At 59.2% G+C, this 26,288-nt stretch carries 33 protein-coding genes; 29 read left to right on the top strand and 4 right to left on the bottom strand.

The window, feature by feature from the left end; translation table 11 throughout:
- Positions 1–81: 81 nt before the first annotated feature.
- From phnF (I3253_RS18385) to I3253_RS18315, 15 genes are all read left to right on the top strand, one after another.
- Positions 82–798, top strand: a complete 717-nt coding sequence (gene phnF, locus I3253_RS18385) for a phosphonate metabolism transcriptional regulator PhnF (protein WP_197919282.1) — start codon at positions 82–84, stop codon at positions 796–798.
- Entirely contained in the window at positions 791–1,198 is a 408-nt protein-coding gene (locus I3253_RS18380; RefSeq protein WP_197919281.1) for a phosphonate C-P lyase system protein PhnG, read from the top strand. The genes phnF (I3253_RS18385) and I3253_RS18380 overlap by 8 nt, the downstream gene beginning before the upstream one ends.
- Entirely contained in the window at positions 1,198–1,734 is a 537-nt protein-coding gene (gene phnH, locus I3253_RS18375) for a phosphonate C-P lyase system protein PhnH (protein ID WP_197919280.1), read from the top strand. Before I3253_RS18380 ends, phnH (I3253_RS18375) begins: the two co-directional genes overlap by 1 nt.
- Positions 1,734–2,804: a carbon-phosphorus lyase complex subunit PhnI gene (locus tag I3253_RS18370; protein ID WP_197919279.1), complete on the top strand. Its 1,071-nt coding sequence runs from the start codon at positions 1,734–1,736 to the stop codon at positions 2,802–2,804. The genes phnH (I3253_RS18375) and I3253_RS18370 overlap by 1 nt, the downstream gene beginning before the upstream one ends.
- Positions 2,801–3,715 (top strand): alpha-D-ribose 1-methylphosphonate 5-phosphate C-P-lyase PhnJ, encoded by a 915-nt coding sequence (locus tag I3253_RS18365; protein WP_197919278.1) that lies wholly within the window; start codon positions 2,801–2,803, stop codon positions 3,713–3,715. Before I3253_RS18370 ends, I3253_RS18365 begins: the two co-directional genes overlap by 4 nt.
- Positions 3,712–4,509 (top strand): ATP-binding cassette domain-containing protein, encoded by a 798-nt coding sequence (locus I3253_RS18360; RefSeq protein WP_197919277.1) that lies wholly within the window; start codon positions 3,712–3,714, stop codon positions 4,507–4,509. The genes I3253_RS18365 and I3253_RS18360 overlap by 4 nt, the downstream gene beginning before the upstream one ends.
- Positions 4,506–5,225, top strand: coding sequence for a phosphonate C-P lyase system protein PhnL (locus I3253_RS18355; protein WP_197919276.1), 720 nt, complete (start codon positions 4,506–4,508; stop codon positions 5,223–5,225). The genes I3253_RS18360 and I3253_RS18355 overlap by 4 nt, the downstream gene beginning before the upstream one ends.
- Complete coding sequence (locus I3253_RS18350) at positions 5,212–6,375, top strand: alpha-D-ribose 1-methylphosphonate 5-triphosphate diphosphatase (RefSeq protein ID WP_197919275.1); 1,164 nt, start codon at positions 5,212–5,214, stop codon at positions 6,373–6,375. Before I3253_RS18355 ends, I3253_RS18350 begins: the two co-directional genes overlap by 14 nt.
- A 79-nt stretch (positions 6,376–6,454) precedes the next feature.
- Positions 6,455–7,267, top strand: coding sequence for a phosphonate ABC transporter ATP-binding protein (phnC, locus tag I3253_RS18345; RefSeq protein WP_197919274.1), 813 nt, complete (start codon positions 6,455–6,457; stop codon positions 7,265–7,267).
- Positions 7,268–7,308: 41 nt separating this feature from the next.
- Complete coding sequence (phnD, locus tag I3253_RS18340) at positions 7,309–8,208, top strand: phosphonate ABC transporter substrate-binding protein (protein ID WP_197919273.1); 900 nt, start codon at positions 7,309–7,311, stop codon at positions 8,206–8,208.
- A 59-nt stretch (positions 8,209–8,267) separates the two neighbouring features.
- On the top strand, positions 8,268–9,200 hold the full coding sequence (gene phnE / locus I3253_RS18335) for a phosphonate ABC transporter, permease protein PhnE (protein ID WP_197919272.1): 933 nt from the start codon (positions 8,268–8,270) through the stop codon (positions 9,198–9,200).
- Positions 9,197–10,054 (top strand): phosphonate ABC transporter, permease protein PhnE, encoded by an 858-nt coding sequence (gene phnE, locus I3253_RS18330; RefSeq protein ID WP_197919271.1) that lies wholly within the window; start codon positions 9,197–9,199, stop codon positions 10,052–10,054. The genes phnE (I3253_RS18335) and phnE (I3253_RS18330) overlap by 4 nt, the downstream gene beginning before the upstream one ends.
- The gene (locus I3253_RS18325; RefSeq protein ID WP_197919270.1) at positions 10,054–10,680 is read left to right on the top strand and encodes a DapH/DapD/GlmU-related protein; all 627 of its coding nucleotides are present in this window, start codon (positions 10,054–10,056) and stop codon (positions 10,678–10,680) included. The genes phnE (I3253_RS18330) and I3253_RS18325 overlap by 1 nt, the downstream gene beginning before the upstream one ends.
- Positions 10,681–11,241, top strand: coding sequence for a GNAT family N-acetyltransferase (locus I3253_RS18320; protein WP_197919269.1), 561 nt, complete (start codon positions 10,681–10,683; stop codon positions 11,239–11,241).
- 141 nt (positions 11,242–11,382) lie between these two features.
- Complete coding sequence (locus I3253_RS18315) at positions 11,383–12,321, top strand: aldo/keto reductase (RefSeq protein WP_197919268.1); 939 nt, start codon at positions 11,383–11,385, stop codon at positions 12,319–12,321.
- On the opposite strand, the gene I3253_RS18310 is transcribed toward I3253_RS18315, so the two are convergent.
- Positions 12,318–12,611: a hypothetical protein gene (locus tag I3253_RS18310; RefSeq protein WP_197919267.1), complete on the bottom strand. Its 294-nt coding sequence runs from the start codon at positions 12,609–12,611 to the stop codon at positions 12,318–12,320. The two genes, I3253_RS18315 and I3253_RS18310, sit on opposite strands and share 4 nt — an antisense overlap.
- A gap of 216 nt (positions 12,612–12,827) precedes the next feature.
- Between I3253_RS18310 and phnC (I3253_RS18305) the strand changes: the two genes are divergently transcribed.
- The 5 genes from phnC (I3253_RS18305) (at position 12,828) to I3253_RS18285 (ending at position 17,515) form a co-directional block, all read left to right on the top strand.
- Complete coding sequence (gene phnC, locus I3253_RS18305) at positions 12,828–13,643, top strand: phosphonate ABC transporter ATP-binding protein (RefSeq protein ID WP_197919266.1); 816 nt, start codon at positions 12,828–12,830, stop codon at positions 13,641–13,643.
- Positions 13,644–13,736: 93 nt separating this feature from the next.
- The gene (gene phnD, locus I3253_RS18300; RefSeq protein ID WP_197919265.1) at positions 13,737–14,648 is read left to right on the top strand and encodes a phosphonate ABC transporter substrate-binding protein; all 912 of its coding nucleotides are present in this window, start codon (positions 13,737–13,739) and stop codon (positions 14,646–14,648) included.
- Between the two features lie 64 nt (positions 14,649–14,712).
- A complete protein-coding gene (gene phnE, locus I3253_RS18295; RefSeq protein WP_197919264.1) occupies positions 14,713–15,588 on the top strand; it encodes a phosphonate ABC transporter, permease protein PhnE in 876 nt (291 codons plus the stop codon).
- Positions 15,585–16,898 (top strand): phosphonate ABC transporter, permease protein PhnE, encoded by a 1,314-nt coding sequence (gene phnE, locus I3253_RS18290; RefSeq protein ID WP_197919263.1) that lies wholly within the window; start codon positions 15,585–15,587, stop codon positions 16,896–16,898. Before phnE (I3253_RS18295) ends, phnE (I3253_RS18290) begins: the two co-directional genes overlap by 4 nt.
- Positions 16,898–17,515, top strand: coding sequence for a DapH/DapD/GlmU-related protein (locus tag I3253_RS18285; protein ID WP_197919262.1), 618 nt, complete (start codon positions 16,898–16,900; stop codon positions 17,513–17,515). The genes phnE (I3253_RS18290) and I3253_RS18285 overlap by 1 nt, the downstream gene beginning before the upstream one ends.
- Here I3253_RS18285 and phnF (I3253_RS18280) read toward each other — a convergent pair.
- Positions 17,512–18,231, bottom strand: coding sequence for a phosphonate metabolism transcriptional regulator PhnF (gene phnF / locus I3253_RS18280; RefSeq protein ID WP_197919261.1), 720 nt, complete (start codon positions 18,229–18,231; stop codon positions 17,512–17,514). The genes I3253_RS18285 and phnF (I3253_RS18280) overlap by 4 nt on opposite strands.
- Positions 18,232–18,312: 81 nt before the next feature.
- On the opposite strand from phnF (I3253_RS18280), the gene phnG reads away from it, so the two are divergent.
- The 3 genes from phnG to I3253_RS18265 are packed head-to-tail and all read left to right on the top strand — an operon-like array spanning position 18,313 to position 20,419.
- A complete protein-coding gene (phnG, locus tag I3253_RS18275; RefSeq protein ID WP_197919260.1) occupies positions 18,313–18,768 on the top strand; it encodes a phosphonate C-P lyase system protein PhnG in 456 nt (151 codons plus the stop codon).
- Complete coding sequence (gene phnH / locus I3253_RS18270; protein ID WP_197919259.1) at positions 18,768–19,331, top strand: phosphonate C-P lyase system protein PhnH; 564 nt, start codon at positions 18,768–18,770, stop codon at positions 19,329–19,331. Before phnG ends, phnH (I3253_RS18270) begins: the two co-directional genes overlap by 1 nt.
- Positions 19,331–20,419 (top strand): carbon-phosphorus lyase complex subunit PhnI, encoded by a 1,089-nt coding sequence (locus I3253_RS18265; RefSeq protein ID WP_197919258.1) that lies wholly within the window; start codon positions 19,331–19,333, stop codon positions 20,417–20,419. Before phnH (I3253_RS18270) ends, I3253_RS18265 begins: the two co-directional genes overlap by 1 nt.
- 2 nt (positions 20,420–20,421) lie before the next feature.
- Here the strand turns inward: I3253_RS18265 and I3253_RS18260 are convergent, their stop codons facing one another.
- A complete protein-coding gene (locus I3253_RS18260) occupies positions 20,422–20,721 on the bottom strand; it encodes a hypothetical protein (protein ID WP_197919257.1) in 300 nt (99 codons plus the stop codon).
- 50 nt (positions 20,722–20,771) lie between these two features.
- On the opposite strand from I3253_RS18260, the gene I3253_RS18255 reads away from it, so the two are divergent.
- Genes I3253_RS18255 through phnN form a run of 5 tightly spaced genes read left to right on the top strand, consistent with a single transcriptional unit; the run spans position 20,772 to position 24,083 of the window.
- A complete protein-coding gene (locus I3253_RS18255) occupies positions 20,772–21,629 on the top strand; it encodes an alpha-D-ribose 1-methylphosphonate 5-phosphate C-P-lyase PhnJ (protein WP_197919256.1) in 858 nt (285 codons plus the stop codon).
- On the top strand, positions 21,626–22,396 hold the full coding sequence (phnK, locus tag I3253_RS18250; protein WP_197919255.1) for a phosphonate C-P lyase system protein PhnK: 771 nt from the start codon (positions 21,626–21,628) through the stop codon (positions 22,394–22,396). Before I3253_RS18255 ends, phnK begins: the two co-directional genes overlap by 4 nt.
- 3 nt (positions 22,397–22,399) lie before the next feature.
- Positions 22,400–22,861, top strand: coding sequence for a GNAT family N-acetyltransferase (locus I3253_RS18245; RefSeq protein ID WP_197919254.1), 462 nt, complete (start codon positions 22,400–22,402; stop codon positions 22,859–22,861).
- Positions 22,858–23,541 carry a phosphonate C-P lyase system protein PhnL gene (phnL, locus tag I3253_RS18240; RefSeq protein ID WP_197919253.1) on the top strand — a complete coding sequence of 228 codons (684 nt, stop codon included), beginning with the start codon at positions 22,858–22,860 and terminating at the stop codon, positions 23,539–23,541. Before I3253_RS18245 ends, phnL begins: the two co-directional genes overlap by 4 nt.
- Complete coding sequence (phnN, locus tag I3253_RS18235) at positions 23,538–24,083, top strand: phosphonate metabolism protein/1,5-bisphosphokinase (PRPP-forming) PhnN (protein ID WP_197919252.1); 546 nt, start codon at positions 23,538–23,540, stop codon at positions 24,081–24,083. Before phnL ends, phnN begins: the two co-directional genes overlap by 4 nt.
- Here the strand turns inward: phnN and I3253_RS18230 are convergent.
- Positions 24,065–24,781, bottom strand: a complete 717-nt coding sequence (locus I3253_RS18230) for a DUF1045 domain-containing protein (RefSeq protein WP_332262148.1) — start codon at positions 24,779–24,781, stop codon at positions 24,065–24,067. The genes phnN and I3253_RS18230 overlap by 19 nt on opposite strands.
- Before the next feature lie 4 nt (positions 24,782–24,785).
- Here I3253_RS18230 and I3253_RS18225 point away from each other — a divergent pair, with 4 nt between their 5' ends.
- Entirely contained in the window at positions 24,786–25,928 is a 1,143-nt protein-coding gene (locus I3253_RS18225; protein ID WP_232272189.1) for an alpha-D-ribose 1-methylphosphonate 5-triphosphate diphosphatase, read from the top strand.
- Positions 25,929–26,288 lie beyond the last annotated feature (360 nt).

Here is a 26,288-nt window from a genome sequence, read left to right as displayed (position 1 = left end):
ACGCCGCCGGTGTTTTTCCTGCTTTTGTCATGCCAGTGTCACCCGCGTGACCTAGACAAAATTCATTCGGATGAATCGGACATGACGCGCGAAAACTGGATCATAATTCGGGATACCCTTTCAGATGATATCCGCTCTGGGCGTTTGTCGGCAGGGGATCAGTTGCCGACGGAATCCCAACTGGCGGATCGGTTTGAGATTGGTCGACATTCGGTGCGACGCGCGCTTGAAGCGCTCGCGCGCGACGGAAAGATCAGCATCGAACAGGGGCGCGGCACCTTTGTCGCCGATGCGCCACGGCTGACCTATCAAATCGGCAAACGCACCCGGCTGCGCCGCAACCTGATCCCGCAGGGCGTGGATGTGACCAGTCGCTTGGTCTCTGCCAGTCGCGTTTCTGCACCTCATGACGTGGCAAAGGCACTTCTGTTGAATTCCGGCGCGCGGGTGACCAAAAGCCAGCGGATAACGCTGGCGAATGATCTGCCGGTTGCCTTTGGATCCAGCTACCACTGCGCCGAACGTTTCGCCGATTTTGCAGAGCGCCGGGACGTTCTGGGATCCACGACAGAGACATATCGGTCCTTCGGTATCGACGACTATGTGCGGCAGCACACGTCGATCTATTCGCGTGCGGCAAAACTTGAAGAAGCAAAAACCCTCAAACAACACCCGGACGTTCCCGTGCTGGTCGTCACGGCCATCGACGCCACGCTTGACGGGATGCCGATCTCGACCAGCCGGGTCATCTGGTCCGCGGCGCGGGTGAATTTCACAATGGAGCATTCCGATGGATGACACGCTGAGCGTGCTGGCGCGCGCCGATGCAATACAGCTCAAGAGTTTCGCGGAAACCCTGATCCCGGATCTGGGCGAGATCGAAGTCCTGCAATCGCAAAGCGGTCTGGTGATGCTGCCGATGCGCGACACGGCCAAAGGCGTCGCGTTTCACCTTGGCGAAGTGCTGATGAGCGAAGCGCATATTCGCAAGGGCGAGGTGCAAGGCTACGGGATGCGGCGCGGGCATGACCTCGAGGCCTCGATGGCGATGGCGCTAGTTGATCTTGCGATGGCGACAGATGTGCGTCGCGCGGACTGCAAGGCGTTTTGCAACGCGCAGGCCGAGGCATTGCAACAGGCAGACGAAGATGTGCTGCGCCGCGTCGAGGCCACCCGCGTGAACATGGAGACCTTCTGATGCTTGCCACCCCTGCGCCAAGCCTCGCCGAGAGCCGTGACAACGCGGCGTTTGACGCCTTGCTCTGGACGTTGAGCCGCCCCGGATTGCCCCGTGATCTGCCAGAGCCGGGAGAGCAAAGCATTGTCCCCGCCCTGCTGGACAGGGAATGCTTGGTCTACGCAGCTGACCCGCTCCTGATGCCCGAGATTATGCGCACCGGCGCCGAACTGGCTGACATCGACAAGGCTGATCACGTCTTTCTGGGGGCAATGGCCACGTCCGAGCCTCTCGCCGACATTGCGATCGGCAGCGATTATTACCCTGACGAAGGGGCGACGGTGATTGTCCGGGCCAGTCTCGGTGCAGGCTCAGGAGTGCGGCTGACCGGACCGGGCGTTGACGGCGCGGTAACGCTTCAGCTCGGCGGGCTGCCCAATGGGTTTTGGAAAGCACGCGCCGCGCGTCTGAGATACCCGATGGGGTTTGATCTGTTCTTTGTCGATGGTGCCCGCGTTGTTGGCGTGCCGCGATCCACGACTGTGGAGGAGTTGTAATGGCCTATGTCGCAACACGCGGTGGTGAGCGGGCCATCGAACAATCAGAACGGCTTTTTCGCGAGGAAATGGGGGGCTTTGACCGCGACCGCGTTGAAGAGGTCAAGAAAAGCCTGCCCTATCTGATCGACCGGGTCATGGGCGAGGCCTCGCTTTATGACGAAGATCTTGCCGCGCTCGCTTTGGCCCAAACCGGCGGAGAGCTCTATGAGGCTGTTTTGCTGCTTCGCGCATGGCGGACAACGCAGCCGCGATTGCAGGTGGCGGCACCGATTGAGCAGGATACCTTGTTTACCCATCGTCGCATCTCTGCCGCCTTCAAGGATATTCCCGGCGGGCAGGTTCTGGGGCCGACCCTTGACTATGCACATCGCATTCTGGCGACCGATGTGCTGCAAGGCGCGCCTTATGCGCCCGAACCCGTTGAGCCTGCGACCAACCCATCGCCTGCCTATCAACCCAGTGTCAGCGCATGGCAGGCGGAGAACGACCTGATTGATCCACCGACCAACGATCCGACCAAAGGCAACGATATCCCTGATCTGACACGAGAGCCGCTGCTGTTTCCGTCCAAACGCGCCCATACGCTGCAAAGCCTTGCTCGGGCAGAAACCGGCGGTGTTCTGGCGCTCGGCTACGCCGCAATGCGCGGCTATGGGCAGGCGCACCCGACGGTGAACGAATTGCGTTTGGCCGAGGCCGAAATCGCCGTCACCCATCCCGATGGGCGCCAATTTTCTGCGGGCCGGGTCAAGGTCTCTCAGGCCGAAGTCGTCGACAAAAAGGGTGAGAAGCTGGGCATCGGCTATGCCGCCACCTTTGGCTGGAACGAGGTCAAATGCATCGCAGCCGCGACGCTCGATCTCAACAGCCCCGGTGCGGAAAAAGGCTCGGCCACCGAAGAGGAATTCTTCCTTTACCATACCGAAGGCGTCGAAAGCTCGGGCTTCTGCATTCACTTCAAGCTGCCGCATTATGTGACATTCCAGTCTTCGCTAGATGCGATGCGGGATGCGAAGGCCAAGAAGGCTGGACAATCCAAATCCTCTGACATGGAGCCCGCGGAATGAGCCTGACTGCCCTCACAAAGCCGTGGGAAGCGATGAGTTATGGCTTCCTTGATGGCTCTGCCAAGCGCGAGCTGCGCCGCAAGATGCTGAAATCCGTCGCCGTGCCGGGATGCCAGATGCCCTATGCCAGCCGCGAAGTGCCCATGGCACGCGGTTGGGGCACGGGCGGGCTTCAGGTGTCATTGACACTGGTGAACCCGCAAACACGCGTGAAGGTCATCGACCAAGGCGCCGATGACAGCGTCAACGCGGCTTCGATACGGCGCTTTATCGCGCGGGTTGCGGGGACGCCGACGACAAAGGATGCGTTGGACGCGGATCTCATCCAATCGCGCCACCGTATCCCCGAGGAAATCCTGCGCGAAGACCAGGTCTTGGTGTTGCAAGTTCCGAACCCAGAGCCGCTGCGGCCGGTCCAGCCCAACATGTCCATCGCACGCCAGATGCATGCGGATGCAGACTATGGGCGGATGTGGCTGCAGCTCTATGAGCAGATCGTGCGCTCGGGCCGGGTTATGCAGGGCGCGAGCTACCCAAGCCTGGTGCATGGTCGGCATGTCATGACGCCCTCGCCCATCCCCCGTTGGGATGTCCCGAAACTGCATATGGCCAAGCACCTGACGATCCTTTCGGCAGGTCGGGAAAAGCGCATCTTCGCGGTCCCACCATTTACGCGCGTTGAGCCTTTGGTCTTCTCGGATGTGCCTTACAAGGTCGAAGAGCACGGAGCTCTGACCTGTACCCGCTCCGGCACCACAGGCTTTTTCATGAACGAAATCCCGCGGGATGACGGCAGCTCCGCCTTTGAGGTCTCGGACAGCGAATGGGGTGTAAAAACCATTCGCGCACGGGATGGAAACGGCGAAAGCCGGGGCGAGACCTGGTACAAAGACGGGGAGATGCCGCAATGACCCTAACACTCGACGCCCCACGCATCGTTGAAACGCGCCCGCTGCTAGAGGTGCATGGCGTCTCCAAATCCTATGGCCCGGTGCAGGCCGTGCGCAATGTCTCGGCCCATGCCTATCCGGGCGAGGTGCTTGGCATTGTCGGCGAAAGTGGATCAGGAAAATCGACGCTGCTGCGGATGATGAACCTTGAAGAGATCCCCGAGACCGGCAGTTACACGCTCGACTTGCCCGATGTGTCTGGCAATCTCTTTGAGCTTGACCGATTTGCCCGCCGGATGCTTTGCGCGACCAAGATCGGAATTGTCTATCAGAACCCCCATCTTGGCCTTTTGATGAAACACTCATCGTCAGGCAATGTCGCCGAACGTCTTCTCGTCGCGGGGGAACGCAGCTTTGCGACCCTGCGGCAGGCGGCGACTGAAGCCTTGGATGCGTCAGAGTTTCCGTTGGATCGCCTTGACGCGCCGCCGATTGAGCTCTCAGGCGGTATGCAACAGCGGGTGCAACTGGCAAAAGCGATTGCGCTTGAACCGGCGCTTTTGCTGCTGGATGAGCCGACCACGGGTTTGGATGTGAGCGTTCAAGCGCTAGTGCTCGACACGCTCAAGCGCCTTCAGCAGGACCGACAGATCACCATGGTCATTGTAAGCCACGACCTTGGCGTCATCCGCACGCTCGCGGACCGGGTCATGGTGATGCGGCGCGGCGAAGTGGTTGAGACTGGGCTTGCGGATCAGATCTTCCAGGATCCGCAACATCCTTACACACAACAACTGGTGCACGCGAAGCTATGACACAGGTTCTGGAAATCGATCGGCTCACTAAGGGCTTTTCGCTGCATCATCTGGAAAAGGATATCCCGGCCTTCAAAGAAATTTCCTTTGACGTCGCGGCGGGGGAGTTTGTTTTGCTCAAGGGCGCAAACGGTGCGGGCAAATCCACGCTGCTGCGCACGCTTTACCGGTCTTACCTGCCGCTCTCCGGTGAAATACGGTTTCATTCCAGTCACGGTTTGATCGATCTTGCGCGGGCGGCGGATGTAGACGTTGCGCATTTGCGGCGCACGGAAATTGGTTTTGTCACGCAATTCCTGACAGCGCGCCCGCGTGTGAGCGCCGAGGCCATCGTGGCTGAACCTTTGCGCCTTGCAGGATGGGAGCCTGAAGCCGCTTTAGAAGCCGCCCGCAAAGCGCTTGCAACCTTTGGCGTGAAGCCAGACCTGTGGGCTGCCTATCCAACAACCTTTTCTGGAGGCGAACAGCAAAAGGTCAATCTGGCCCGCGCGCTGATCCTGCCGCAGAAACTGTTGATGCTGGACGAGCCAACCGCCTCGCTTGACGCCAACGCGCGCGGGGCGCTGGTGGCACGGCTGAAAGAGTTGAAAGATCAGGGCACGGCGATGATTGGCGTGTTCCACCATCCTGATGATGTGATGCACCTGATTGACCGCGTGGTTGATCTAACCCCCGATGCAGCACCTCAAGAGGAGCGAGATGATGTGGCTCTCTGACGTAAAACTCATCCTGGCGGACCGGATCATCGAGAACGGCGCGCTGAAGATCGAAAACGGTATGATCGCCGAGATCACTGACAGCCCAGGTCAGCCGTGTGGCTTCACCGTCTTCCCCGGCTTTATCGACATGCACGGTGACATGATCGAGCTGGAACTGGAACCTCGCCCGAAGGTCGATTTCCCCATGGAGGTCGCGGTCGGTCATCTGGATGCGCGCCTTGCCGCGGCTGGGGTAACGACGGCCTATGCGGGCGTGTCTTTCTCGCGCAGCGCGAAGGATGGAGAGCGGCGGTCATTTGAGCATACAAGCGCCATCATTCGCGCGCTCAAAGACAACATTCAGGGGCTCCGGGTCGATCACCGCATCCATGCGCGGTTTGACATGACCTATACCGATGCCATCGCTGCGCTTGAAGGTTTGCTGGTCGCAGGAGCCGTCGATCTGGTGTCCGTCATGGATCATACCCCGGGTCAAGGCCAGTATCGCAACATCGAAAAGCTGATCGGTTACCGGATGCGGGGCGGGAAAAGCGAAGAAGAAGCCCGCGCAGAAATCCAGACGCGTATGGACAATGCCGTGCCCGTCGAACAGCTATTGGAGAACCTTCGCGATGTCTCGCGGCTCTGCAAAGCACACGGTGTTGTAATGGCCAGCCATGACGACGACACCGTGCAAAAGGCTGGTTTGATGGCGGACATCGGGGCCGTCATTAGCGAATTCCCTGTGACGTTGGAAGCTGCTCAGGTCGCAAAGGAGCGCGGTCTGATGATTGCCATGGGCGCACCAAATGCGATGCGCGGGCAAAGCTATTCGGGCAATCTGTCTGCGCGCGATGCCCATGCAATGGGGCTTTTGCACATCTTGGCGGCGGATTATCACCCTGCTGCCATCTTGCCGGCCATTCGCGCCCTGTCCGCGTCTGATCCGGGTGGTCTGGTCGGCGCGGTGCGTCTGGCTTCAAAAAACCCTGCCAAGGCACTTGGCCTCAGCGACAGGGGTGAGGTTGCCGTGGGCAAGCGAGCGGACCTTGTCGTCGTCGATGCCAATGACCGGGTTGTTCAAACCATCTCTGGTGGTGAGACCATTTTTTCGAATGGCTCTGGTCCGCGATTTAGCGCCCAATCCAGAGTTGCCGCTGTCGCTTAACCCAACTTTTACAAAACGGACTCTTAGGTGTCACAGAAGCAGGTCATCAATCACGCACAATTCATTCGGATGAATCGCGATGCCTGCTTCTGACCTGTCTGCGCTAACCCTCACCAATGTTTCCAAAGTCTTTGATGAAACACGCGCCGTCGACAATGTCACACTAAAGATCGAGCCAGGTCAGTTTGTCGGTGTCATTGGACGCTCAGGCGCCGGCAAGTCCACCATGCTGCGTTTGATCAACCGCCTCATCGACCCCACGCAGGGGTCGATTTCGTTTGGGGGCACAGAGATCACCAACCTGCGCGGTCGCGATCTGCGTAACTGGCGCCGCGATTGTGCGATGATTTTTCAACAGTTCAACCTTGTAGACCGGCTCGATGTTCTGACCAACGTGCTGATCGGGCGCTTAGCTGAGCATGGCTTTCTCAGTTCAATGGCCATGCAGTTCACTGATGCCGAACGAGCGATGGCTTTGCAGGCGCTCGACCGGCTGGATCTGGTGCCGCAGGCTCTGCAACGCGCGGGCACGCTTTCGGGCGGGCAACAACAGCGCGTGGCGATCGCAAAAGCGCTTGTGCAGCAGCCTAGAATTATGCTTGCCGATGAGCCGATCGCCTCACTCGACCCGGCCAATGCGACGCTTGTGATGGATGGCCTGCGCCAGATCAACAAAGAGGACGGTCTGACCGTTCTTGTGAACCTCCACACGCTCGACACCGCACGCGCCTATTGCGACCGGATCATTGCGATGCGCAACGGGCGCGTCTTCTTTGACGGGGTTGCCGCGCAACTGACCGACGATGTTGTGCGCGACATCTACGGCCTCGAAGGCCTGAGAGAATTCAATGAGGCAGTGACGTCCACCCAATCCGTGGCCCTGCCCGCCTGACACCTTATCCAATCGCCAAACCAACCCAGGGGGACCTGACCATGAAATACTTTATTACAACTGCTGTGGCCGCAGTGCTTGCGACGTCTGCCGTCGCAGAGGACTGGAAAGAAGACTACCAAGTCATCAAATTCGGCATCCTGTCGGGTGAGAACGAAAAAGATCGGATCGCGCGCTACACGCCGTTCGAGGAATACCTCGAGCGGGAACTGGGCGTCGAAGTCGAAATCTTCACCGCAGGCGCTTATGACGGTGTGATCCAGGCGCTTGGCGCCGATCAGATCGAATTTGCCTTCCTCGGCTCGTCCTCTTATGCCGCCGCCTACACGGCCACCGACGGCGGCGTTGTTCCGCTGGTCAGCCGCGTGCAGAACGACGGCTCGACGGGTTATTACTCGGTGATCGTGACTCGTTGCGACAGCGGCCTGAATGATCTGGCTTCGCTCGAAGGCAAGGTTCTGGCCTTTGCCGACCCTGACAGCACCTCGGGCTACGCCGTGCCTTACTTCAACCTCGCCAAGGAAGTTGACCCCAAGACCTACTTCTCGGCCATCCCCTTCTCCGGCTCGCATGAGGCTGGCGTGGCCGGTGTCGTGCAAGGTACGTTTGACGCCGCAGCCACTTATCAGACCAACGAAACCTCGGGCATCGTCCAGCGTATGGTCGAAAAGGGAATGATTGCGGAAGGCGAAGCCTGCGCGATCTGGCAGTCGCCCGAAATCACCTCTGGACCTCTGACGGCACGCGCAAACCTGCCTCAGGAATTGATGGACGCGATGACCAAAGCCGTTATGGAAATCCCGGAAAAAGACCCTGCGGCATTCAAGGAAATGTCCGGCGGTGAGACCTCCACCCAGAAAGGCTGGATAGAGGTCGATCAAGAGCGCTACCAGTGGATCGTGGACATGCGTGACTGGCTGAAAAAGCAGCGCCGTTCGTAAGCTTACAGATTTGGACCCTCGCCGATCCGGCGGGGGTCCATTTGGATTGGGATACCAAAATGACCGTAGCTGCCGACGTGACGTCTTTGCGTCCCATGGACCAATTTGAATTGGACTACGCGGCCCAAAGGCGGCGCGCAAAACTCGGCTGGCTGATCGCAAGTGTCCTGTTTTTTGCGCTCTTCGCGTTTTCGGCATGGCTTGGAGATTTCTTCAAGGTCACGCAGGTCACGCTGTCTGACGGCTCGCGCGAATGGCGCTGGATCATTCCTGCAGGCCTGCCACGGTTGGGCGAGTTCATCGAAAAAACGCTGCCCGCTTTGCGGTGGGACAGCCTAGGCGCGGATTTCGCCGAATGGTTCTGGCGCTGGAAGGTCTGGCTGAACCTTCTGATCGAGACAGTGCTGATCGCTTTCATGGCAACGGCACTAGGCGTCTTTGGCGGGTTTGTGATGTCCTTCCCCGCCTCGCGCAACCTTGCCCCAAACAAATGGGTGCTTTGGATCTGTCGGCGCTATCTTGAGATCGCGCGCACAGTGCCGGAACTGGTCTGGGCGCTGATCTTTGTATTTTGCTTCTCGGTCGGGCCAATGGCCGGTGTTCTGGCCATTGGTCTGCATACGGCGGGGGCATTGGGCAAGCTTTATTCGGAAGTGAACGAAAACATCGATATGCGTCCGCTCGAAGGTGTGAAGGCGGCAGGCGGCACTTGGTTCGACCAAATCCGCTATGGAGCCGTGCCTCAGGTCATGCCGAACATCATCAGCTACACGCTGCTGCGCTTCGAGATCAACGTGCGCGCCTCTTCCATTATCGGCTATGTCGGCGCTGGCGGGCTAGGTCAGGAATTTCGCGAGGCCTTGTCTTTGCAAGAGTATACAGACCTGTCGGCCCTGTTTTTGATCATCTTTGTGACCGTCATGGTCATTGATTATGGATCAGAGAAGCTACGCCATCGGGTCATCGGACTTGAGAAAGGGCCAGCGACATGACCCCAACCGACGCGCAAATCAAAGACTGGATGGACAAGCAGCCGCAGGCTTTTCGCGACACACCCGCCGTGCGCCTGCGCAAGATCAGCCTTTGGGCGCTTTTCATTGGGCTCTTTGCCTGGTGCCTTTATGATTTCAACTTTTCACCTGAACGGATCTGGGTTGGCCTCCAGCGGCTCGGAACTGTGGTCTCATTCATGTTCCCACCGCATCTGTGGGAAACCTGGCCCGAATGGGTCGAGGTGTTCACAGCCCTCGGCGAAACCGTCGCCATGGCCTTCCTCGGTACCGTGCTCGGGCTGATTATCGCCTTTCCAGTGTCCTTCCTCGGAGCCAAAAACATCAACCGGATTTTCTGGCTGCGCCATTCGGCACGGCGCGGTTATGACATCATCCGTGCGTTTGAAACTCTGATCCTCGCCCTGATCTTCATCCGTGCATTTGGTTTGGGGCCCTTGGCAGGCATTCTCGCCATCGCGGTCTCTGAAATCGGGACGTTCGGTAAACTCTTCTCTGAAGCATTGGAGAACACGTCAAAACGCCCCGTTGAGGGCGTGGTCGCATCGGGCGGATCGCGGTTCCAGTCGATTCTGTTTGGCATCATGCCGCAGGTCTTGCCGGTGCACTTGTCGATCATGCTCTACAACTTTGAATCCAATGTCCGCTCGTCCACGATTCTTGGCATTGTCGGTGCAGGCGGGATCGGCTTCATGTTGTCGGACCGGATCTCGGGACTGTTCTGGGATCAGGTCTGGACGATCATCTTCCTGATCATCGCCATGGTCTACATGGTTGACTATCTCTCCGGCCTGATCCGCACCCGTGTGATCGGCAAATGGGAAGGCGCGCACTGATGGCCGGAGCCGGTTCCAAGAACGCGCTTTCCGAAACGCCCACCATCCAAGAGGGTCCCATTGTTGACGATTTCGAGCTTGGCATGTGGACCGAGGTTGGCAAGGGCACGATTCTCAAGCACGGCTCCATGGGCGACTGGTCATACATCACCAAGGACTGCCACGTGGTTTGGACTACGGTCGGCAAGATGTGCTCGATTGCCAATTCGACCCGTATCAATCCCGGAAACCACCCGACATGGCGCGCTGTGCAGCATCATTCTGTTTATCGTGCCGAAGCTTATGGGCTTGGATCCGACGATTATGAGTTCTTCGAATGGCGCAAAGCTGATTGGGTGACGATTGGCCATGATGTCTGGATCGGGCATGGGGTGACCGTGACCGCTGGCGTGACCATCGGGACGGGCGCCGTGATCGGCGCGGGCGCGGTCGTCACCAAGGATGTGGAGCCCTACACCGTGGTCGGCGGGGTGCCAGCGCGTGTCCTCAAGCGCCGTTTCAACGAGGCGCAGGCCCACGCCCTGCAAGAGATCGCCGTCTGGGATTGGAGCCATGATGCCTACAAGGCAGCTTTGCCAGACATCCGCGCGCTGGAGATCGACGCCTTCATCGAAAAGTATCGGTAGATGCGGCTCGTCACGCCGTCGCTGGAGTATCTGGACGCTTATCGCGCCGCGCTTGAAACCGGCTGGTCACCTCGCACCACCCGGCCAGAGGCGGCGACAGAGGAATTGCACGCGATCTCCTTGGATCCTGAGGGCTTCATTGCATCTCTTGATGATCCCGACGCGCGCGGCGGCGATATCCAACTTCAAGACGGCAACTTCGTGAAGCGCCTTCCAAGCTTCCGTCGGTGGATTTGGCACGCCGGCTTTTGCGGTAGTATCGAGTTGAGATGGCAGCATGGTACCAATGCCCTGCCACCGACTTGTCTCGGACATATCGGTTATGCGGTTGTGCCATGGCGCAGGCGCGAGGGCCTGGCAACAGCAGCTCTTGGCGCGCTCTTGCCCGAAACGCGGCGCACAGGCCTGACCTTCGTGGACCTTACGACCGACCCGGGAAACACGGCCTCGATCCGCGTGATCGAAAAGAACGGTGGGCAACTGGTAGAGCGCCGCGACAAAGCTCTAACGCATGGAGGAGGCGAAGAACTGCTGTTTCGCATTCACCTGCCACTTCTTTAGATGTCTTCGACCAAGGCCATCACTGGTGATTTTGGTGTAGCGGCCGAACCTTGAAAGCAAAGGTTGGCGCAGTTGTCACAAAACCTTCACGCGGTCAGTCTAAGCGGCCTCGACCGGCAAACCAAATCTGGAACAGGACGCATGGTCAGGCTAAAGGCACTCGATGGCAAGGACGCGTCTCCCTTGTGTTTTGGATGCATGCAATTCGGCGGGACTGCAGATGCCGCTGCAAGCCGCGTCATGTTCGACGCTTGCCGAGAAGCAGGTATCAACTTTTTCGATACAGCTCACACGTATACAGGCGGTCAGTCCGAGGAATTGCTGGGCGGCTTCATCAAACAGGACCGCGACGCGCTGATAGTAGCGACAAAAACCGGTTATACCGGGGGCAGCGGCCGCGAGAATATTCTGACTCAGTTCGACGAAAGCCTATCTCGTCTTAGGCTGGATGTCGTCGATATCTTGTACCTGCACCGTTGGGATCCCAAGACCCCTTTGCTTGAAACCTTCGAAGCACTGTCCGAGTTGCAGGCCCAAGGAAAAATTCGGCACATTGGGGTGTCCAATTTCGCGGCCTGGCAGGTCATGAAAGCACAAGCCGTTGCCGAACAACTTGGAACGCGCATCGACATAATCCAGCCCATGTATTCCTTGGTCAAGCGACAGGCTGAGGTGGAGCTTTTCCCGATGGCGCTTTCCGAAGATATTGCCGTCGCACCCTATTCACCCTTGGGCAGCGGTTTGCTCACGGGCAAGTACCAGAGCGGCGGCGAAGGGCGTCTTTCGACGGACAAACGCTATGCGGCCCGATACGGGCAGCTGTGGATGGCGGAGACGGCGCAGTCCCTGTCCGCTTTGGCCCGTGAATGGGGAACTGACCCTGCCACTTTGGCTGTGGCATGGGCCGCCAAACATCCTGCTGTTTCTGCTCCGATAATCAGTGGACGCAATGCTAAGCAGTTGGAACCGTCTTTGAATGCCTTGAGTTTTTGCTTAACTGTGGAGCAATACGCGCAGATCGGAGCGCTGTCTCTGCGCCCGGCTCCCGCGACCGACCGTTTGGAAGAAGCAGGGGCCTAGGCTGGTCCAGCCAGACCAGCCTCCCAATTTTCGCCCATGGCCACGATGCAAGACGTGCCATTCGCGTAATTCTGCACGATCATCCATTCGCCATCCCGTGGACTGACCCACACTTCCAGCATGGTTTCGGGGTCGCGCAGTCCCATGCCCTGACGTTCAGCCCCGAGAACCTCGGTCAGCATCGAAAGCATACGCGCGCTGTCATCACAGCTGACATCCGACATCTTGGCCCTTGCAAGGGTTGGCGCAGTGACACAAATCGTCAGCACGAGAAAAAGTCGATTGATCATGGTCACAGCATAGATGGCCAGAATGACGGATGTAACAGATTTATGACAGCTTGTGGATAAAATTTCCTTACTGCGTGCGGTTGATCACTGTCCCACGCTCGTCTTTCAGAACGTTTGCTGTCACAAATCCGTTTCGCAAATGCCAAGAAACTGAATCAAAACTGTCACGCAGATGTAGCGTAGCAGCCTTATCCGCCCCCTAAACATGGGGGCGATATGCTGAAAATCGACGCGCTGACCAAGCGGTTCGGAGATAAGACGGCTGTGGATGCAGCCAACATCTCCGTAGACAAACCAACCATGATCGGGATCATCGGTCGTTCAGGGGCCGGTAAATCCACGCTGCTCCGGATGGTCAACCGCCTCAGCGACGCCACCAGCGGAACAATCACGTTCGAAGGTGAAGAGATCAGCGCCCTGCGCGGTGCCGCCAAACGGGATTGGCAGTCCCGCTGTGCGATGATTTTCCAGCAATTCAACCTCGTGCCGCGCATGGATGTGGTGTCCAACGTGCTGCACGGGACGCTTAACAAACGTTCGACCTTCGCGACGATGTTCAACCTTTATCCGCAATCGGACATTCACAAAGCCATCGAAATTCTCGACCGGCTTGGCATCGCTGAACAGGCCCCCAAACGCGGGGAGGCCCTTTCAGGCGGTCAGCAGCAACGCGTCGCCATCGCGCGGGCGTTGATGCAAGATCCCAAGATCATTCTCGCCGATGAACCGATTGCCTCGCTCGACCCGATGAACGCCCAGGTGGTGATGCAGGCCCTGCGCCGGATTCACGAAGAGGACGGGCGCATGGTCATCGCCAACCTGCACACGCTCGACACCGCACGGCGCTATTGTGATCGCGTCATCGGGATGCGTGACGGACGGATCGTGTTTGATGGCACGCCAGAGCAACTGACCACCGGCGTTGCGCGTGACATCTATGGTGCCGGTGCCGACTTCTCGGAAGCCGCCACATCCACAGAAATCGAAACACTGGACAGACCGGAGGTCCGCAGAGCGGAAGCCTACGTCTGAGCCAGCTGCCACCCGCGCCTTTCGCGGGCCACCTTCATCAACCCCGCCCTCGAGTTGCCGACAGGCGATAGGGCATCAAACTTGGAGACAAAGATGAAAAAGACCCTCGCACTGGCGCTTGCCGCCACAACCGCGCTCAGCACCGGCGCTTTCGCTCAGGAAATTACCGAATTCCGCATCGGCATTCTGGGTGGCGAAAACGCACAAGACCGCATGAACTCCTACCAGTGCCTTGCCGACTACACGACCGAAGCGCTTGGCGTTGAAACCAAACTCTTTGCCCCCGCCGACTACAACGGCGTGATCCAGGGCCTGCTGGGCGGCACCATCGACATGGCGTGGCTGGGCGCCTCGTCGTATGCCGCAACCTACCTTCAGGATCCCGAAGCGGTTGAGCCTGTGCTGATCAAGGTCAACGTGGACGGCTCCATTGGCTACCACTCCATCGGCTTTGCCCGCAAGGACAGCGGCATCACTTCGCTGGACGACATGGAAGGCAAAGTCTTTGGCTTTGGCGACCCGAACTCCACGTCCGGCTACCTGATCCCGTCCATCGAGATCCCGCAGTACAAAGACGGCATCACAATGGAGAATGGCGAGTACTTCGGTGAAGTGAAGTTCACGGGCGGCCACGAGCAGACCATCGTTGCAGTCAACAACGGCGACATCGACGGTGGCGTGACCTGGGCTGATGGCCAGGGCAACTGGGAAGACGGCTACAACTCCGGCGCGCTGCGCAAGGCGGTTGATGCTGGCCTCGTCGATATGAACGACATGGTCCAAATCTGGAAATCGAACGTGATCCCCGAGGGCCCCGTCGTGCTCCGCAAAGCGCTGCCTGCAGATGTCCGCGAGACAATGACGGCTCTGGTCGATGGCCTGCACGAGCGTGACCCTGATTGCGCCTATGGTGTGGCCGCTGGTGACACGCTGGGCTTCCAGCCGGTCACCCATGATACCTACATCTCGATCGTCGAAGCGCGCAAAGCGAAAATCGGCGGCTAAGTCATTTTCATGAGGTATCCGGCAGGCCTTCGGGCCTGTCGGTATTTTTGTATCCGGGGGCAGCATGGCGGACATTTCCTTAGGCGGCGCGGCACAAAGCGTGGGCAGCATCCAGTCAAGCTATATGGCGCAGGTTCAAAGACGCCGGCTTTACGGTGGTCTGACGCTTTTGATTTTCGTCGTGCTCATGGTGTCCGGTTTCAACATCGCTGATGACCGCAACGCTGGCGGTTTCTGGGAAGGTTTGCACCAGATCGGTGATTATCCTGCCGACGTCCTGTCAGAAGCCTGGGGAAAACGAGCCGATCTGCCCGGCTTGATCGCCAAATACTTCCCGGCCCTTGTTGAAACGATCAACATTGCCGCTGTCTCGACCCTGATTGGAGCCATTGGCGGGTTGTTCCTGTCCTTGCTCGGGACGCGTGGCCTCGCGAAATGGCCTCGCCTGATCCCTTTGTTCCGCCGCATCTCCGACATTATGCGCGCTGTGCCAGAGATCGTGATCGCACTTGTTTTGATCTTCGTGCTAGGCGGCGGACCTGTGCCTGCGATGATCGCCATTGCGATCCACACGGCCGGTGCACTGGGTAAGATGTTCTCCGAAGTGGCTGAAAATGCCGATCTGAAGCCGGTCGAGGGCCTCGCCTCCACCGGCGCAACCTGGTCTCAGCGCATGCTTTTGGGTGTGCTGCCACAGGTTGCACCGAACTATCTCAGCTATTCCCTGCTGCGCTTCGAGATCAACATCCGCGCCTCTGCCATTCTGGGTTTTGTGGGTGCAGGCGGCCTTGGCTACGAGCTTCGCAATGCCATGGCATGGGGGCCGGGCCGCTTTGACGAGGCCGCTGCCATCTTTGTCCTGCTCTTCGGGACGATTGTCTTCTTCGATCAAGTGTCCAGCCGCTATCGCAACCGACTGACCGAGGGGCAAGGCCAATGACCGCGACCGATCTGAGCCTGACCAAACAGGACGCCGACAAACTGTTTCAGCGAAAGCGCCTTGTCGGCTTTGGCATCCCCGCAGTTATCTTTGCCTATCTGGTCTACATCTTCTTTGCATTCGATATTGCCGGGCTGGCGGGGCGTGCCAATCTCGATAACGCGGTCACGCTGGCCTCTGACAGTTGGTCGCACAAGGTGCACGTGACCCGCGATAACCGGTCCGGCGAGATCACCTATGCTGTCGAAGGCGAACGCAAAGGCACATATCCTGAAGGCCAACGGCCCGAATGGGTGAGCGGCGATGAGGTCATCACCATTGATTTGGGCGGCGATCACATAGTGCGCTACCTTCCGGACAACCGAACCGAGATTGAGTTGCCGGGGTTCCCGCTGATCGAAGTTCGGGCCGAGGGGCGCAGCCTGACCAGCAACCTGCCCGCTGACCTGCCGGATTGGATTTCCGCCTCGAACCGGCGCATCGGCATCACCACACCCGAGGGCCGCATCACCCTGACAGGGGCGCGAACCGAAGTCTTCAACTATTTCCCGGGGTGGGAACTGTTCTGGTTTACTCTCGACAGCCCCTATCATGGGCAAGGTCTTGGCAAGATCCTGTTCGGCGAACAGATCGATCCATCGCGGTCCAATATTGCCGGGGCGGTTTCCGACTGGTGGAACAATGCCATGTGGCGACACAAGGATGTCGCCTGGGCGATTGGCGAAACGATCCTGATGGCCTTCCTTGGCACCATGGGTGCGGCGATCATCGCGCTGCCACTGGCCTTTATGGCGGCGAAACGCTTTTCGCCCGTCATGATGCTGCGCGCGGCAACGCGCCGGGTCTTTGACTTTGTGCGCGGCGTAGATGCGTTGATCTGGACCGTGGTTCTTGCGCGTGCCTTTGGACCCGGCCCTCTGACAGGTGCGCTGGCGATCCTGATCACCGATACTGGCACCTTCGGCAAGATTTTCTCCGAAGCGCTGGAAAACGTCGACCAAAAACAAATCGAAGGCGTGGAGTCCACGGGCGCCAAGCCTCTTCAACGTTACCGCTTCGGCGTGATCCCGCAGGTTGTGCCGGTGCTGCTGGCGCAGATCCTCTACTTTCTGGAATCCAACACGCGTTCGGCCACGATCATTGGCGCAATCACGGGCGGTGGTATCGGCCTGATGCTGACCCAAGCAATCCAGACCCAGAAGGACTGGGAAGAGGTTGCGTATTACATCGTCCTGATCGTGGTCATGGTGATGTTCATGGATTGGTTCTCGGGCTGGCTGCGCGGCAAGCTGATTGGACGCAAGGACTGATGGCACGGCTTTCGGCAGACACTCCGTTCATTCACCCGGACTGCGAAATCACCGGCAGTTCCTTTGGTGCTTATATCGAGATTGGCAAAGGCAGCCGGGTCAACAATTCTTATTTCGGTGACTACTCCTATTGCGACCGTTATGCCGACGTCGCCAATGCGCAGATCGGCAAGTTCGCCAACATCGCGGCCTTTGCGCGGATCGGGGCCACCGACCACCCGCTTCAAACGGCGGCCTGTCATCACTTCCTCTATCGGTCGGATGACTACTGGGACAATGCCGGACGGGATGAGGACTTCTTTGCGCACCGCCGGTCTCGCACGGCCCATATCGGCCATGACACATGGATCGGTGCAGGCGCAATGATCAAACCGGAAGTGACCCTAGGCGATGGAGCGGTCGTTGCCGCGGGCGCCGTCGTGACCAAGGATGTGGACCCGTACACCATTGTCGCAGGTACACCGGCCAAAGTGCTGCGCGTGCGCCAACCACCCGAGATCGCCGAGCGCCTGATCGCACTGGCGTGGTGGGATTGGTCGCACGAGTATATCCGGCAAGCGCTTCCGGATTTTCGGTCCCTCGCGGCTGAAGCCTTTCTCGAAAAATACGAGACCTAGCCTTCCAGTGTCAGCGTCACCCTGTCGCCGGCGAACCATGTGCGGCCAAACTCAACCGCCATACCAGCATGATCCACGTTGACACCAGAGGACTTCAAGAGTGGGTCGCCTTCCGAAACCTGAAGATGCAGCGCATGCGTTGCCGTGGCCCGCACGGCCGTCAGACGGGTCGAGGCGCGGGTGTAGTCGGATATGCCAACGAGCCGCAGCGCTTCGGTCACGCTGCTGGTTTGGCTCAGGGCCTCGTTGATGCCGGGAAGCCGTCCGAGAGGAAAAAGACTTTCAAAAACAGCGATGGGCTGACCGTCGGCAAGCGAAAGACCGTGATAGGCGCAAACCGGATCGCCCGGGGCAATCTGCAGCGCTTTGGCTTCGCCCGTCGTCGCGGAACGCTCCTCGACCTGGAGAACGCGCTTGTCGGGTCGCCTGCCCGCGGCGATCAGGTTCTCGTGGAACCGCACACGTTGCCCAATCGGGTAGTCCGTCGGCGTGGCTGCGACGAAAGCACCAGAACCACGACGGGTGCGTATCAGACCTTCTTCAACCAAAGCCGAGATACCGTGACGTACTGTGTGCCGATTGACTCCAAAGCGCTCGGCCAAACCTGCCTCGGTCGGCAGTTTGTCTCCGGGCGCGTATTTGCCCTCTGCTAGGTCACTGCGGAGCGCATCGGCTATGGCCTGCCAGATGGGTGTTTTGCCTGAAGTGTCACGCAAGTTTCACAAATCTCTTCTGTCCTGAGAGGGGGAATCTGTTATGATGTGTATAGTTGTATAGTATATGGAAAAGTTGTCGAGATGAAAGACACTTTCGACGAGAACGCCGAGCGAAAAGCCTGGATGGGCCTGCTTGCCAGGGCGCCGGAAGGCCGCGTTGCTACCTTGCTGGATGCCGCTATGACGCGTCCGGAATTCACTTGGCTGCGCGCGCCTGAGATTGGCAGCACAATGGTCCGCGGCCGCGCCGGTGGGACTGGCGCGCCCTTCAACATCGGAGAGATGACTGTCACGCGCTGCGCGCTGACGCTCGCCAGCGGTGAAGTCGGTCACGCCTATATTCAGGGTCGCCGCAAGTCTGATGCCGAGGCAGCCGCCCTTGTCGATGCGCTGATGCAGGGAGCCAGTGCCGGGGCGGTCCGCAAGGCCGTTCTTGACCCGCTCGCCATGGAACAGACCGCCGCAAAGACCGCCCGCGCCGAGAAAGCTGCCGCAACGAAGGTCGAGTTTTTCACAATGGCACGGGGAGAGGACTGATGCAGGCAACCGCTCTGGCAGGTGGGTTCGACAATCCCGCCATAGGGTCCGCCCACGCGTTCCGGAGTGTCATGGAAGCCATGGCGCGTCCGGGAAGGATTCAAGATATCGAGGGCGCCGTTCCTCCCGCAGCCTTGTCCGTCGCGGCCGGCACCGTTCTTTTGACCCTGTGCGACACAGACACGCCTGTCTATCTCGCTGGCAAGGCTGACACGGACGATGTCCGCAAATGGCTGGCCTTTCACACCGGCGCCCCGCTGACAGGCCCATCACATGCGATGTTTGCCGTGGGCGACTGGGACGCATTGTTGCCGCTTGGCAGCTATCCCGTTGGAACGCCGGAATATCCAGACCGCTCGACAACCCTGATCGTGGAATGTGCCGAACTCGAAGCGGACGGCGCGACGCTGCGTGGACCCGGGATCAAATCTGAGGCCACGCTGTCCCTACCGGAAACCCGCGCCTTCCAAAGCAACCGCGCACTGTTTCCGCTCGGGCTCGATTTCATCTTCACCTGTGGCGACAGGTTGGCGGCTTTGCCTCGCAGCACGGAGGTTTTCTGATGTATGTGGCTGTAAAGGGTGGCGAGCGGGCGATTGAAAGCGCGCATGCCTGGCTTGCGGAGGAACGCCGTGGCGATACGGATGTCGCCGAACTCAGCATCGCGCAAATCCGTGAACAGCTGAAACTGGCCGTGGATCGTGTCATGGCAGAAGGGTCGCTTTATGATCCTGACCTTGCCGCCTTGGCGATCAAGCAATCGCGCGGTGATCTGATCGAGGCGATCTTTCTGATCCGGGCTTACCGCACCACACTGCCCCGCTTTGGTTCGTCAGAACCTGTGGACACGGGTGCAATGGCCTGCGACCGGCGTATCTCGGCCACGTTCAAAGATTTGCCGGGCGGACAGGTCTTGGGGCCGACTTTCGACTACACGCACCGGCTGCTCGATTTCAAACTGGCCGCTGACGGGGGCGTCCCCGAAGCTCCAACACGGGAAAGCATTCCAGGCGACGTGCCTCATGTGACAGAGTTTCTGAACCGCGAAGGCCTGATCGAAGAAGCTCCACATGATGACACGCCGCCGCCCGACCTGACCCGCGAACCGCTTGAAATGCCGGCCGACCGCGCGCTGCGGCTGCAAGCACTGACCCGCGCCGATGAAGGCTTCACGCTTGGTCTCGCCTATTCCACGCAGCGCGGCTATGCGCGCAACCATGCCTTTGTGGGCGAGTTGCGCATTGGCGCGGTCGCGGTCGAGATGGACATCCCCGAACTGGGCTTTGCCATCGAGATTGGCGAGGTGACGCTGACCGAATGCGAAACCGTTAACCAGTTCAAGGGATCAAAGACAGAGCCACCGCAATTCACCCGCGGATATGGGCTGGTCTTCGGCCAATCTGAGCGCAAGGCGATCTCAATGGCGCTCGTTGACCGCGCTCTCCGCTGGGAAGAGTTGGGCGAAGACAATGTTGGCGCACCTGCGCAAGACACGGAATTCGTCCTCTATCACGCGGACAACATTCAGGCGACGGGCTTCTTGGAGCACATCAAGCTGCCGCATTATGTCGACTTCCAGTCCGAACTGGAACTGGTGCGGAAGCTGCGACGCGAAGCAGGCGCGGACCGTGTACCGGAGGCTGCAGAATGACCTCAGTTGTCGCTGAAGTTCCGGTCTTCCTTGTCCCAGACGATACGCGGATCGATGTCGCTGCGCTGTTCGGAGCCGTCCAGCTCGGTCCACACGAACATGCCGTCTTCTTCGCGGACACTGCGGAACCGGCGAAGTTTGCGCCAACCATCCCAAATGACCAGAAAGCCAGCAAAAGGCATCAGGGTCATAAGCACCTTGTACAGGGTCGTTTCCGCCTGAAAGTCATCCTGACGCGAGAACGCGATCAAGCAGGCAAAAGCGACAAGTGTCCAGATTATTCCAAAACCAAGCGTATACATCACGGTCCATCTGTTCCGGCTCAATCTTTGCTTGGGAAAGTGACAACACTATGACCGATCAAGCCTACAACTTCGCCTATCTCGACGAACAGACCAAACGGATGATCCGCCGCGCAATCCTCAAAGGGTTGGCGATCCCCGGCTATCAGGTGCCGTTTGCCAGCCGCGAGATGCCGATGCCCTATGGTTGGGGGACCGGAGGCGTTCAGGTTTCGGCCGCTGTATTGACGCCAGATGACACGTTCAAGGTCATCGACCAAGGTGCGGATGACACTACGAATGCGGTCTCGATCCGCTCGTTCTTTGAACGCACCGCGGGTGTTGAGACCACCACCGCGACTTCAGAGGCGAGCGTCATCCAGACCCGTCACCGCATCCCCGAAGAGCCGCTGACCGAGGATCAGATCCTCGTCTACCAGGTGCCAATCCCGGAACCGTTGCGTTTTCTGGAACCGCGTGAGAGCGAGACGCGCAAGATGCACAGCCTTGAGGAATACGGGCTGATGCATGTGAAGCTTTACGAGGATATCAGCCGGCACGGCCACATTGCGACCTCCTACGCTTATCCGGTGAAGGTTGAGGGGCGCTATGTCATGGACCCGTCGCCCATCCCGAAATTCGACAACCCGAAATTGGGCGACATGGCCGCCATCCAGCTGTTTGGCGCAGGGCGCGAGCAGCGGATATACGCGCTGCCGCCCTACACGCAGGTTGTGAGCCTCGATTTCGAAGACCATCCGTTCGAGGCCAGCAAGGCGGATCACCCCTGCGGGCTGTGCGATGCGACGGACAGCTATCTCGACGAGGTCATCATGGATGATCAGGGTGGGCGGATGTTTGTCTGTTCCGACACGGATTACTGCGAAGCCCGGCGCGCCGCAGGACACAAAGGAAAGGACGCGGCATGACACCTTTGCTGTCGGTTCAAGGTATCACCAAACGCTACGGCGCACATATCGGCTGCGCGGACGTGTCCTTTGATCTCTATCCCGGAGAGGTGATGGGGATCGTGGGGGAATCCGGGTCTGGCAAATCGACGCTGCTGAATTGCATGGCGGGGCATCTGCCACCTGATGCGGGTCAGGTCGTGTTCGATACGCGCACCGAAGGCCCCAAGGATACGATCACCATGTCCGAGCCCGAACGACGGATGTTGGGGCGGACGGATTGGGCGTTCGTTCACCAACACGCCCGTGACGGGCTGCGTATGGGCGTCTCAGCCGGCGGCAATGTTGGCGAGCGGTTGATGGCTGTCGGCGAACGGCATTACGGCGACATTCGCGGCAAGGCCACGGATTGGCTGGAGCGGGTCGAGATCGACGCCGCCCGCGTCGATGACCGACCCACAACCTTTTCCGGCGGGATGCAGCAGCGCCTGCAGATTGCCCGTAACCTCGTGACGGGGCCACGTCTCGTGTTCATGGACGAGCCCACCGGCGGGCTGGACGTGTCGGTGCAGGCGCGGCTGCTGGATCTGTTGCGCGGGCTGGTACGCGACATGGGCCTGTCGGCAATCATCGTCACCCATGATCTTGCTGTCGTCCGGCTGCTCGCGGACCGTCTGATGGTGATGAAATCGGGCCGGGTGGTCGAGGCGGGCCTGACCGATCAGGTGCTGGATGATCCGCAGCATGCCTATTCCCAACTTCTTGTCTCTTCCGTTTTGCAGGTGTGAGCGATGACAGTTCAAATCACTCAGGCTACGAAAAAGGATTGCCAAGATGTCGCTTCGTTCTTGGTCGCCGCCCTGCCAGAGAGTTGGCGGCAGCCAGAATTGCCAGACTGCACGCAAATTCAACGCGTTCTTTCACATAACGCGTCCATCCTTGTGCTCGCGCGTCAAGAAGACACCGTCGTGGGGCTGGCGCTTGGATGGTGCTTCCCGAACGCAGTCGCCCAAGGCGATACAGCCATGCTGGATGAGCTTTTGGTCGATCCCGGCTGTCGCGGGATTGGCATTGGGACTGAGCTGGTAGAGGAATTTACAAAGACGGCACGCCAACCCGGAAAGGCACCTATCGAAGTCTGGGCAACAACAGATTTTCCGGACGAGCCAGCCGCAACCCCGTTTGCACGAACAGGCGGCCAACAGGGCGAGTTGCTACGCCAATTCGACTGGCCAAAGGAGACATGCGCATGATCACTCTAAATGACGTCTCGAAAACCTTCACGCTACACAACCAGGGCAGCGCGGTGATTGAAGTCATCAGCGATGTGTCCCTTCACGTGGCACCCGGGGAGTGCGTCGCGCTGACCGGGGCTTCGGGTGCGGGTAAATCGACCCTGATGCGGATGATTTATGGCAATTACCTGACGCAGTCGGGATCGATCTGCATCGGCGATCTGGACATCGTTCAGGCCGAGCCCCGTGAGATCATTGCGCTGCGCCGCGAGGTGCTGGGCTATGTCAGCCAGTTTCTGCGGGTCGTTCCGCGCGTCCCGACACTGGACGTTGTCGCGGACCCCTTGCGGGCCCTCGGTGTGCCTACTGAGGACGCCCAAGCAAGAGCGCAAGACTTGCTGGCGCAGCTCAACATCCCGCAGCGGCTCTGGTCTCTGTCCCCGACAACCTTCTCTGGAGGCGAGCAGCAGCGGGTCAACATCGCGCGCGGTTTTGCTCACACATATCCCGCGATGCTTTTGGACGAACCCACGGCGAGCCTGGATGCGACCAACCGCGAAGTTGTGTTGTCCCTGATTGAAGAGGCCAAAGCCCGCGGCGCGGCGATCATCGGAATTTTCCACGACGAGGCCGCGCGGGCCAGAGTGTGCGACCGGGAGATTGACGTCAGCCGGTTTACACCGGGGCTCGCGGCATGACCGAAGGTCGTCTCATCGCGGTTGTTGGCCCCTCTGGAGTGGGCAAAGACAGCGTGATGCAAGGCGTGGCCGAAGTCATGCCGGCACTACACCTTGTACGGCGTGTCATCACGCGCGCGCCAGGTCTGGGCGGCGAGGATTACGACGCTGTCTCTGAGGCGCAGTTTCAGGATCTGGCCCGCGATGGGGCTTTCGCCGTCCATTGGGGCGCGCATGGGCTGTTCTATGGGATTCCTCAAACAGTCAGGTACCAATTGAACAAGGGCACCGACTGTCTTGCCAACTTCTCGCGGAAAGCGCTTCAGGCCGGCGCAGATGCGTTCCCAAACTTCGTCGTCCTGAACATCACGGCAGCGCCCGAGACCTTGGCTGCCCGGTTGGCAGCACGCGGCCGCGAGTCGGAGGCCGACATCGCCAGACGCCTCGCCGAGGCGGCAAAGCCTCTACCGACAGGTCTGGACGTCATCACGCTTTCCAATGACGGACCGCTTAACCAGACAATCGCGCGCGCAGCTCAGCTGCTTCACCCCGTGAGCGTATAGCGATGGATCAGTTCAAAGCGCCCATCCTGCCGTTCGCCGCAAAGCGCGATCTGATCCATGACAAAAGGCGCGGACAAATCCGGCAGGTGAACTTGCAAGGTATCCATCCAACCCGGCGCGTCCCCTTCGGGCAACCCACCCGTGAGTGTCATATGGAATCGGAACTCCTCGAAGACGTAAGGGTAGCCCCACTGCGCCAACAGCATCTCTTGCCGGTTGCTCAGCCCGGCTTTGCGGCGTCGCGCAAGTTCTGCCTCACCGGCAGGCGCGCGAAACCCGTCAAGATCGCGGACACAGGCCCCAGCGATACTTTGCAGGCCGTCCAGTGGCCCAAAGGGCGTGAGCGCCAGAAATCGGCCCAACTGCGTCAATTTCAGTCCGTCACAAGCTGCAGGAGAAAGCACACCTGCCAAGTCGGACACAGCTGCTTCAAGAGCCTCAATCGTTTGACCCTCTTTCAAGCGGAATGGCGGTTTCAGAGTTCCGTGAAAGCCATATTTGCGCGGTGTCATTGTAATGTCATGCAAACCGGGCACATCGAATTGAGGCACCTTGCGGCCCGTCAAGACATCCCAGCCCAGCCATTTCGCGCCGAAGTCGGCCAGCGGGCCTTCAGGCGGCACATAGTAAATTGCGAAACGAGCGTATGACATGAATTCCCCTTTTTCTGCATCGTCTTTGGCAAAAGCATGTGACACTTCGATGTCAGCAGACCTTTGTCTTGCCAATGCTCAGCTTGTTTTGCCAGATCGGGTAGCGCTTGGGTCGATCACGATTGAAGCGGGTGTCATTTCCGAAATCACTGAAGGTGCCAGCATCCCAAGAGGGGCTTTGGATTGCGGCGGGGATCTGGTGCTTCCGGGTCTTGTGGAGTTGCATACCGACAATGTCGAACGCCACATCGAGCCGCGCCCCGAGGTCGATTGGCCGCATCTGCCTGCTCTTCTTGCCCATGATGCAGAACTGGCCTCCACCGGGATCACTACGGTGTTCGATGCCATGCGCGTCGGGTCCATCCATTCGGGCAAAGGCCGCTACATCGACTATGCCCGCAAACTGGCCGACGAGCTTTTGGCTGCGCGCGCGGAAGGCATGTTCAAGATCAGCCACTTTCTTCACCTGCGCGCCGAGATCTGCTCTGAGACGTTGCTCGAAGAATTGGCCGCCTTTGGCCCCGAAGATCGCGTCGGCATTGTCAGCCTGATGGACCACACGCCCGGACAGCGGCAATTCCGTGATCTGACGGCGCTCAAGACCTATGTCGCCAAGAAGCGTGGTATGAATGATGCCGAATTTGCCGAGCATGTGCAAAACCTGCTCAGCCTTCAGGAGCGGTTCGGTGCAAAGCATGAAAAGGGCGCGGTGGCCGAGGCAACCCGTTTGGGCGCCGTTCTGGCCAGCCATGACGACACGACGGCAGAGCATGTCGCGACATCCGCCACCAACGGCGTTGGTTTTGCAGAATTCCCAACGACGGTCGAAGCCGCACAGGCCTGCCGGGACCAGGGTATTGCCGTGATGATGGGTGCGCCGAACCTGATCCGCGGTGGGTCGCATTCCGGCAATGTCGCCGCTGAGGCGTTGGCTCAGCAGGACCTGCTGGACATCGTCTCATCCGACTATGTTCCTTCGGCACTGCTGCTGTCGGCCTTCCATCTGGCGCGGGTCTGGGATGATCTGCCGCGTGCAGTTGCAACCGTGACACGTAACCCGGCGCAAGCCGCGCGCCTTGATGATCGCGGTGTTCTAAATGTCGGGATGCGGGGTGATGTACTTCGGGTTCGCCAAACCGAAGCGGCGCCCCTTCTGCGTGGGGTGTGGAGCCAAGGAACAAAAATTGGCTGAGCAGGGTGTCATTACCCTGTGAACGGTTTTGATCGCGCAAGCAGCCATCGGGTAATCTCTGCTTCAGAGGCCCCCGAATACTCAGCTGCCTCATTCGGGTCGAACCTATCCTTGACGACGTCAAACACTCTGGGTGACTTTCGCCCCTTCGGCTTGAACCAGATGGCAGCAATCGAATTTCTGCCGTCGGTTTCGGCGATGTAGTGAGTGATGTTCATGGCGAGCAGCTTTGTAACAGTTTAATGAAGATTAACCTCGTTCAGGCCGCATGCCAACGCTAGATGGCGTAACAGGCCCGAGCGTGCATATTTGATCGTTTGATGGGACAAAAGGCGTACAAGCTATGCGCCTGAGCGCTGC

Origin of the sequence: Thiosulfatihalobacter marinus (assembly GCF_016019955.1) — a bacterium.
Taxonomy (GTDB): domain Bacteria; phylum Pseudomonadota; class Alphaproteobacteria; order Rhodobacterales; family Rhodobacteraceae; genus Shimia; species Shimia marinus_A.
This window is presented reverse-complemented; position numbering and strand designations above follow the sequence as displayed.

What these genes read in the sequence shown, in the direction of transcription:
- phnF (WP_197919282.1), top strand. Translation starts at nt 82, where the DNA reads ATGACGCGCGAAAACTGGATCATAATTCGGGATACCCTTTCAGATGAT.
- I3253_RS18380 (WP_197919281.1), top strand. Translation starts at nt 791, where the DNA reads ATGGATGACACGCTGAGCGTGCTGGCGCGCGCCGATGCAATACAGCTC.
- phnH (WP_197919280.1), top strand. Translation starts at nt 1,198, where the DNA reads ATGCTTGCCACCCCTGCGCCAAGCCTCGCCGAGAGCCGTGACAACGCG.
- I3253_RS18370 (WP_197919279.1), top strand. Translation starts at nt 1,734, where the DNA reads ATGGCCTATGTCGCAACACGCGGTGGTGAGCGGGCCATCGAACAATCA.
- I3253_RS18365 (WP_197919278.1), top strand. Translation starts at nt 2,801, where the DNA reads ATGAGCCTGACTGCCCTCACAAAGCCGTGGGAAGCGATGAGTTATGGC.
- I3253_RS18360 (WP_197919277.1), top strand. Translation starts at nt 3,712, where the DNA reads ATGACCCTAACACTCGACGCCCCACGCATCGTTGAAACGCGCCCGCTG.
- I3253_RS18355 (WP_197919276.1), top strand. Translation starts at nt 4,506, where the DNA reads ATGACACAGGTTCTGGAAATCGATCGGCTCACTAAGGGCTTTTCGCTG.
- I3253_RS18350 (WP_197919275.1), top strand. Translation starts at nt 5,212, where the DNA reads ATGTGGCTCTCTGACGTAAAACTCATCCTGGCGGACCGGATCATCGAG.
- phnC (WP_197919274.1), top strand. Translation starts at nt 6,455, where the DNA reads ATGCCTGCTTCTGACCTGTCTGCGCTAACCCTCACCAATGTTTCCAAA.
- phnD (WP_197919273.1), top strand. Translation starts at nt 7,309, where the DNA reads ATGAAATACTTTATTACAACTGCTGTGGCCGCAGTGCTTGCGACGTCT.
- phnE (WP_197919272.1), top strand. Translation starts at nt 8,268, where the DNA reads ATGACCGTAGCTGCCGACGTGACGTCTTTGCGTCCCATGGACCAATTT.
- phnE (WP_197919271.1), top strand. Translation starts at nt 9,197, where the DNA reads ATGACCCCAACCGACGCGCAAATCAAAGACTGGATGGACAAGCAGCCG.
- I3253_RS18325 (WP_197919270.1), top strand. Translation starts at nt 10,054, where the DNA reads ATGGCCGGAGCCGGTTCCAAGAACGCGCTTTCCGAAACGCCCACCATC.
- I3253_RS18320 (WP_197919269.1), top strand. Translation starts at nt 10,681, where the DNA reads ATGCGGCTCGTCACGCCGTCGCTGGAGTATCTGGACGCTTATCGCGCC.
- I3253_RS18315 (WP_197919268.1), top strand. Translation starts at nt 11,383, where the DNA reads ATGGTCAGGCTAAAGGCACTCGATGGCAAGGACGCGTCTCCCTTGTGT.
- I3253_RS18310 (WP_197919267.1), bottom strand. Translation starts at nt 12,611, where the DNA reads ATGATCAATCGACTTTTTCTCGTGCTGACGATTTGTGTCACTGCGCCA.
- phnC (WP_197919266.1), top strand. Translation starts at nt 12,828, where the DNA reads ATGCTGAAAATCGACGCGCTGACCAAGCGGTTCGGAGATAAGACGGCT.
- phnD (WP_197919265.1), top strand. Translation starts at nt 13,737, where the DNA reads ATGAAAAAGACCCTCGCACTGGCGCTTGCCGCCACAACCGCGCTCAGC.
- phnE (WP_197919264.1), top strand. Translation starts at nt 14,713, where the DNA reads ATGGCGGACATTTCCTTAGGCGGCGCGGCACAAAGCGTGGGCAGCATC.
- phnE (WP_197919263.1), top strand. Translation starts at nt 15,585, where the DNA reads ATGACCGCGACCGATCTGAGCCTGACCAAACAGGACGCCGACAAACTG.
- I3253_RS18285 (WP_197919262.1), top strand. Translation starts at nt 16,898, where the DNA reads ATGGCACGGCTTTCGGCAGACACTCCGTTCATTCACCCGGACTGCGAA.
- phnG (WP_197919260.1), top strand. Translation starts at nt 18,313, where the DNA reads ATGAAAGACACTTTCGACGAGAACGCCGAGCGAAAAGCCTGGATGGGC.
- phnH (WP_197919259.1), top strand. Translation starts at nt 18,768, where the DNA reads ATGCAGGCAACCGCTCTGGCAGGTGGGTTCGACAATCCCGCCATAGGG.
- I3253_RS18265 (WP_197919258.1), top strand. Translation starts at nt 19,331, where the DNA reads ATGTATGTGGCTGTAAAGGGTGGCGAGCGGGCGATTGAAAGCGCGCAT.
- I3253_RS18260 (WP_197919257.1), bottom strand. Translation starts at nt 20,721, where the DNA reads ATGTATACGCTTGGTTTTGGAATAATCTGGACACTTGTCGCTTTTGCC.
- I3253_RS18255 (WP_197919256.1), top strand. Translation starts at nt 20,772, where the DNA reads ATGACCGATCAAGCCTACAACTTCGCCTATCTCGACGAACAGACCAAA.
- phnK (WP_197919255.1), top strand. Translation starts at nt 21,626, where the DNA reads ATGACACCTTTGCTGTCGGTTCAAGGTATCACCAAACGCTACGGCGCA.
- I3253_RS18245 (WP_197919254.1), top strand. Translation starts at nt 22,400, where the DNA reads ATGACAGTTCAAATCACTCAGGCTACGAAAAAGGATTGCCAAGATGTC.
- phnL (WP_197919253.1), top strand. Translation starts at nt 22,858, where the DNA reads ATGATCACTCTAAATGACGTCTCGAAAACCTTCACGCTACACAACCAG.
- phnN (WP_197919252.1), top strand. Translation starts at nt 23,538, where the DNA reads ATGACCGAAGGTCGTCTCATCGCGGTTGTTGGCCCCTCTGGAGTGGGC.
- I3253_RS18225 (WP_232272189.1), top strand. Translation starts at nt 24,786, where the DNA reads ATGTCAGCAGACCTTTGTCTTGCCAATGCTCAGCTTGTTTTGCCAGAT.